This is a genomic window from Embleya sp. NPDC059213 (genome assembly GCF_042754445.1).
GTDB lineage: Bacteria > Actinomycetota > Actinomycetes > Streptomycetales > Streptomycetaceae > Embleya.
Map to the genome: position 1 here is coordinate 1 of NZ_JBHZAV010000314.1, position 6,601 is coordinate 6,601.

The following is a 6,601-nucleotide window of genomic DNA, read 5'->3' on the forward strand; positions in this document are numbered from 1 at the left end:
CCCGTGGACCGCGCGCGGGCGGCGGATGGGACAAAACAACGGCACCGGACCGGTCCGGAAAGAACCGAGAGGCAACCGTGAGGGAGTCTTTGCCCACCCCGGCGGCCGATAGAAGGCACAGGGCACACATTTCTGCCCTCTCCGAAGGCCGGATTTCGCCGCCCCGACCACGATTCGACCACTCCGGGTAGTCGAACGATTCCGCCGCGTCGATCCGGATCGGCTCGCTTCGTCCGCGCGGCAGGACATCGTGTATTCCGACCCCGGCGGAAGTCGCCACTCCGCCGGCGCGGGACGCGGCCCGCGCGCCGCCCCGACGACCCCGCAGGTGACCGGCTCGATTCCGGTCCGCGCCGACCTTTTCGGGGGGTACCCCCGAGGACCCCCGGGTCGCGCCCGACTCGTCCCGGATTCCGTTCCGGCTGCGACGTGCGCCCGGCACCGGCGACCTCGCGTCCGGCGTCACCGGGCAGCGGGCGAACAGTCACCATGCCGTCACCCCGGGTATCCATCGCCCGCACCAACGGGCCAATTCACGTTGGCTCGTATTCGCCTGTTGGTGCCTGCGCGCCCGAATCTATTTTTCATTTCGGCTTCAACCGTGACCGCGAAGAAAGTGCAATCCTCAATCGCGGTCACAAAAGTGGACGGGACCGTGATCCTTCCGGGGACGAATGATCACGGTTTCGAATTCCACCGGAGCCGGGCCGCTGTCGACGCGTGGCGTCGACCGGCGGTGGTAGAGTGGCGCGGGCGCTCGGTATCCGATCGTTCGTCGCGGTTTCGCCCCGTGGGCCACGTCATTTCGTGAGCGCGCTTCCCGCGCCTCGGCGGTTCGCCGGAACCTGCCACACGATGCGACGAGCGCCGACCTACGTACGGCCGAACGCCGCGCCCGCGCCGGCCACCACATGGTGCTTCACCTGCGCCGACAGGGCACGCCCGCAGGTTTCCTCGATCGCACGGCGACACGCGGAACGTCTGCGAGCACCGGTTCTGCATGTGGATCAACAATCAAATAAAGCGCGAATCGATTAATTCAACCCGGTTCACATAAATCCATCCGAGGAGCCTTCATGACTGAAGTGAGACCCGCTCCGGGGCGCGCGAAGGCGGCGCTCGACCCCGATATATCACGGCCGACGACCGCTCTCGAAGACTCGCCGATCAGCGCCCTCCCCCATTTCTTCGAACGCTCCTGCGACCGCAATCCCGAGGCCATAGCCGTCGTCTGCGACAACAGCGAGCTAAGTTACGCGGAAGTAGATTCGCGGGCCAATCGCCTGGCGAATCTGCTCAGACTTCGCGGGGTCGCTCCGGGCCATACCGTCGGGATCCTGCTGGAACGATCGATCGACTGCTATGTCGCACTCCTGGGCGTGATCAAGACGGGCGCCGCCTACGTCCCGCTGGATCCCGCCTTCCCGGCCGATCGCATCGCCTTCATCGCCCGGGACGCCGACCTGTGCGATCTGGTGACCACCTCCGGCATGCGCCACCGCACCGCGGAAGTGCCCTGTCCGTTCCTGGAACTCGACCGGGCGAGCCGCGAGTTGGCCGAGCAGCGCGACGACCGGCCCGACGTCGACATCGAGCCGGATTCGTGGTCGTACGTGATCTACACGTCCGGCACCACCGGCCGGCCCAAGGGCGTGGCCGTCTCGCACGCGAGCATCGCCAACTTCCTGCGCGTGGTCACCCCGATCTACCGGGTCCGGGCCGAGGATCGCGTCTACCAGGGCCTCTCGATCGCCTTCGACTTCTCGGTGGAGGAGATCTGGCCGGCCTGGATCGCCGGCGCGACCCTGGTCGCGGGCCCCGGCGACGATCGGCGGGTCGGCCGCGGCCTGAGCGACTTCCTCGTCGACCACGCGATCACCGTGTTGTGCTGCGTGCCGACCCTGCTGACCACGATCGAGGCCGAACTACCCGGGCTGCGCAGCCTGTTGGTCAGCGGCGAGGCATGCCCGCCGGACCTGGTGCGCCGCTGGGCACGACCCGACCGGCGCATCCTCAACGCGTACGGACCGACCGAGACCACCGTCACCGCCACCTGCGGCGAACTGGCCCCCGACCGGCCGGTCACCATCGGCGTCCCGCTGCCCACGTATCGCGTCTACATCCTGGACGAGCAACTGCGGCCGGTCGAGGACGGCGTCGGCGGCGAGATCTGCGTCGGCGGCCCGGGCGTGGCCGTCGGCTACGTCAACCGCCCGGAACTGACCGCCGAGCGTTTCGTGGTCAACCCGGTCGCGCACGAACGGGCCGAGATCCCCCGTATCTACCGCACCGGCGACCTCGGCAGGTTCACCCCCACCGGGGAGATCGAATACCTGGGCCGTCTGGACACCCAACTCAAGATCCGCGGCTACCGCATCGAAGCGGCCGAGATCGAGGAGTTGTTGCGGGCCGACGCGGCCGTCGAGAACGCGATCGTGACCCCCCGGGAGCAGGACGGCGTCGTCCAGGACCTGGTCGGCTACGTCACGCTCACCGACCGCGCCGCCGGCGTCTCCCACGACGTGCTGCGCGAGCGGCTGCGGGTGTCGTTGCAGAGCCGACTCCCGGACTACATGATCCCGTCCTTCGTCGAGGTACTGCCCGAATTCCCGCTCCTGGCCGCCGACAAGGTGGACCGGTCCGCCCTGCCCTCCCCCACCTCCGCACCGCTGAACCGGCGTTCCACCACCCACGTGGCCCCCGCGACCGCGGTGGAGGAGCAACTGGCCGCGGTCTGGCGGGAGGTCCTGGGCGGTGAGGCGGTCTCCGTCGAGGACGACTTCTTCTGCGACCTGGGCGGCCACTCGATGTCCGCGGCCCGCCTCGTCTCCCGACTGCGCCGCGAACCCGGGCTGCACGGCCTGGCGATGGGGGACCTGTACGCCCATCCCACCATCCGCCGGCTGGCCCTCCTGCCGACGACCCGAGTCGAGACCGAGCCGGAACCCGGCGGTTCGGGAGCGGCGTCGCCACTCGCCGAGCCGCCCGCACCGCTGCGCCACTCCGGCGCCCGGGTGTTCGCCTGCGGACTCGCCCAGATCGCCTGCCTGTACGGCTGGTTGCTCGTGTTCGGCCTGCCCGGCGTGGTGCTGCTCTACCGGTGGTTCCTGGTCTGGGACCTGCCGGTGCACCGGCCCGCCGACGGCGGTCTCCTGGACCGCCTGACCCGGATGACCCTGCCCGGATTCATCCTCCTGGAGGTCGGCTGGATCCTGGTGGGTCTGCTGATCCCGCTGCTCGGCGGCCGATTGTTGATGCTCGGCGTCCGGCCCGGTCGGTATCCGCTGTGGGGCGTGACCTACCTGCGGTTCTGGCTGTACGGCAAGATCCTGGTGTTCGGCCCGCTCGGCTTCCTGACCGGTTCGCCGCTGCTGGCCCCGTGGTTGCGGCTGCTCGGCGCGCGGATCGGTCGAGGTTGCCATCTGTCGGCCGTGATCGGTCTGCCCGCGTTCGTGGAGATCGGCGAGGGCACCAGCATCGGCTACGGGGCGCGGCTGCAACCGTACGTGGTGGAGAACGGCCTGCTGTACCTGGCGCCCATCCGGATCGGCGCCGGCAGTTTCGTGGGCACCAACAGCGTGGTCCTGGCCGGCGCGGTGATCGGCGACCGGGCCTCGATCGGCGAACAGTCGCTGGTTCCGGCCGGCCGGGTGGTGCCGGCGGACGAACACTGGGCCGGTTCGCCGGCCACCCGGCAGGACGGCACGCCCGCCCTGCTCGGCGCCCTTGCCGCCGAGGACGACCAACGTCCCTGGCCGAAGCGGGTGTTGCTCGGCTTCGGAGCCGGGGCGGTGCTGCTCGCGCTGGTCCCGCTGCTGGTCGTCGCCGGCGCCGGCGCCCTCGTGGGGTGCGTGGCCTGGAAGTTCGGCTTCGGCTGGGCGATCGTCGCCACCGCCGCGGCCGGTCCCCTGGTCGTGCTGTCCACCTGCACGCTGGTACTGCTCGTCAAGCGGGCCGTGTTGCCCCGGGTGCGGGCCGGCATCCATCCCGAACGCAGCGGTTTCGGGGTGCGCAAGTGGATCGGCGACGGCATGATGACCACCAGCCTGACGCTGACCCACTCGCTCTACTCGACGTTGTACCTGGTGCCGTTCCTGCGCCTGCTCGGTGCCCGCACCGGACGCTGGTCCGAGGTCGCCACCGTCAGCTTCGTCGACCCGGACATGCTGATCATCGGCGAACGCAGCTTCGTGGCCGATGTCAGCGTCGTGGGACCGGCGGTCTTCCATCACGGACGCGTCTCGCTCGCCCCGGCCGAGATCGGCGCACGCAGCTTCGTCGGCAACGGGGCGCTGGTGCCCGGCTCGTGCCGACTCGGCGAGAACAGCCTGCTGGGCGTGCACTCGCTGGCCCCGACTCGGCCGATCGACCCCGAGACGACCTGGCTCGGCTCACCCGCCATCTTCCTGCCGCGCCGCGAGGCGAGCCGGGACTTCCCCGCGAAGCTGACCTACCGCCCCACCCGGGGGCTGATCGCGGCGCGCCTGGCCATCGAGTACTTCCGGGTCACGCTGCCCGCGACGATCGCCGCGCTGGCCGCGCTGGGGGCGCTCTACGGTTCCGTCCGGGTCGCCGAGAACTTCCCGCCGTGGGTGCTGTTCCTGCTCGGCCCGGCCTTCTTCCTGGCCGTCGGCGTCGGTTCGACCCTGGCCGTGGTGTTGCTCAAGTGGCTGATCATCGGCCGCTATCGGCCCCGCGTCGAGCCGCTGTGGAGCATCTGGGTGCGCCGTACCGAGGTGATCACCGGGCTGTTCGAGAACCTCGTGGTGCCGAGTCTGCTCAACCTCCTCACCGGTACGCCCCTGATGGGCCCGGTGCTGCGCCTGTTCGGCGCCCGGATCGGCCGGCGGGTCTGGCTCGCGACGACCTACCTCACCGAGTTCGACCTGGTCGAGGTGGGCGACGACGCGGCGGTGGCGGAGGTGACCTCGTTGCAGACCCACCTGTTCGAGGACCGCGTGATGAAGATGTCCAACGTCCGGATCGGGCAGGGCAGTTCGGTCGGTCCCCGGTCGGTGGTGCTCTACGACGCGGAGGTCGGCGCGGGTGCCCGCCTGGACGCCATGTCGCTGGTGATGAAGGGCGAACACCTCCCCGACGGCACCCGCTGGCGCGGCATCCCGGCCCGGCCCGGTTGATCCCCGGCTCCACCCTCGTCCCTTTTCCGCCTTCCCATCCCTCTCGTCCCTCTCATCCCGCCCGTCCCGCCCGTCCCGCCACGCCATCGGAGAGCCTGATGACATCGCTCGTACAACACACCATGACCGAACCGCGAGTCGACTGCGACCTTCCCGGCCCCCGCTCCGCCGAACTGCTCGCGCGTCAGGAGCGGCGCGAGTCCAACGCCCGCACCTACCCGCGACACCTGCCCATCGCGCCCGCCGAAGCCTTCGGCAGCTTCATCCGCGACGTCGACGGCAACGTCTTCATCGACTTCCTCGCCGGTGCCGGGGTGTTGTCCCTGGGCCACAACCATCCGGAACTGGTGCGATCGGTGATCGCGCAGCTCGGTCTGCTCACCCACGGGTTGGACTTCCCGACCCCGGTCAAGGACGACTTCATCGATGCCCAACTGTCCATGTTGCCGGCGGAGATGCGTGATCGCACCAAGGTGCACTTCTGCGGCCCGACCGGAGCCAACGCGGTCGAGGCGGCGGTCAAGCTGTGCAAGATCGCCACCGGCCGAGGTGACATCGTCACCTTCCAGGGCGGCTTCCACGGCAGCACCCATGCCGCCATGGCCCTGTCCGGACTCGTCGCACCGAAGACGGCGGTGCCCAACGGGGTGCCCGGCACCCACTTCTTCCCGTTCTCCTACTGCACCAGGTGCCCACTCGACCTGAGTCCGACCACCTGCAGCACCAACTGCGCGACGTACCTGGAACGTTCGCTCACCGATGGGAACGGCGGCATCCCGCTGCCGGCCGCGGTGATCCTCGAACCGGTGCAGGGCGAGGGCGGCGTCGTCCCGGCCACGGCGGACTTCGTCCGCCGGTTGCGGGCGATCACCCGCGAACTGGGCATCCTGCTGATCGTCGACGAGGTCCAGACCGGATGCGGGCGCACCGGGACCTGGTTCGCCTTCGAGCAGTACGGCATCGAACCGGACGTCATCGTCGCCTCCAAGGCACTCAGCGGCATCGGTACACCGATCGCGGTGATCCTCTACGACGAAAAACTCGACACCTGGGCGTCCGGCGCGCACATCGGCACCTTCCGCGGCAACCAACTCGCCTTCGCCGCCGGTGCCGAGGCCGTGCGCATCGTGCGGCGGGACGACGTCCTGGGCAACGTGCGCCGACGCGGCGCGCAGATCTCCGCGCGCCTGACGCCGCTGATGGCCGACCCGTGGGTGCGCGAGGTGCGCGGCCGGGGGCTGATGTGGGGCATCGAGTTGGCGGACCCGGACACCGGTCGCCCGGCGGGCGACTTCGCCGAGGCCGTCCAGTCCCGGGCACTGCGCCGCGGACTGATCGTCGAACGTGGTGGTCGCGAGGACGGCGTGGTCCGGATCCTGCCGCCGCTCAACGTCACCGCCGACGTCGTGGACACCGCGTGCTCGATCCTCGTCGACGCCATCGAAACCGGCCATCCGTAGGCC

The 6,601-nt window shown here is 69.9% G+C and carries 2 protein-coding genes; both read left to right on the top strand.

The window, feature by feature from the left end; translation table 11 throughout:
• Positions 1-1,076 precede the first annotated feature (1,076 nt).
• Positions 1,077-5,138, top strand: a complete 4,062-nt coding sequence (locus ACFXMF_RS45985; RefSeq protein WP_379992401.1) for a Pls/PosA family non-ribosomal peptide synthetase — start codon at positions 1,077-1,079, stop codon at positions 5,136-5,138.
• 98 nt (positions 5,139-5,236) lie between these two features.
• Positions 5,237-6,598, top strand: coding sequence for a diaminobutyrate--2-oxoglutarate transaminase family protein (locus ACFXMF_RS45990; protein ID WP_360311380.1), 1,362 nt, complete (start codon positions 5,237-5,239; stop codon positions 6,596-6,598).
• Positions 6,599-6,601: the final 3 nt, after the last annotated feature.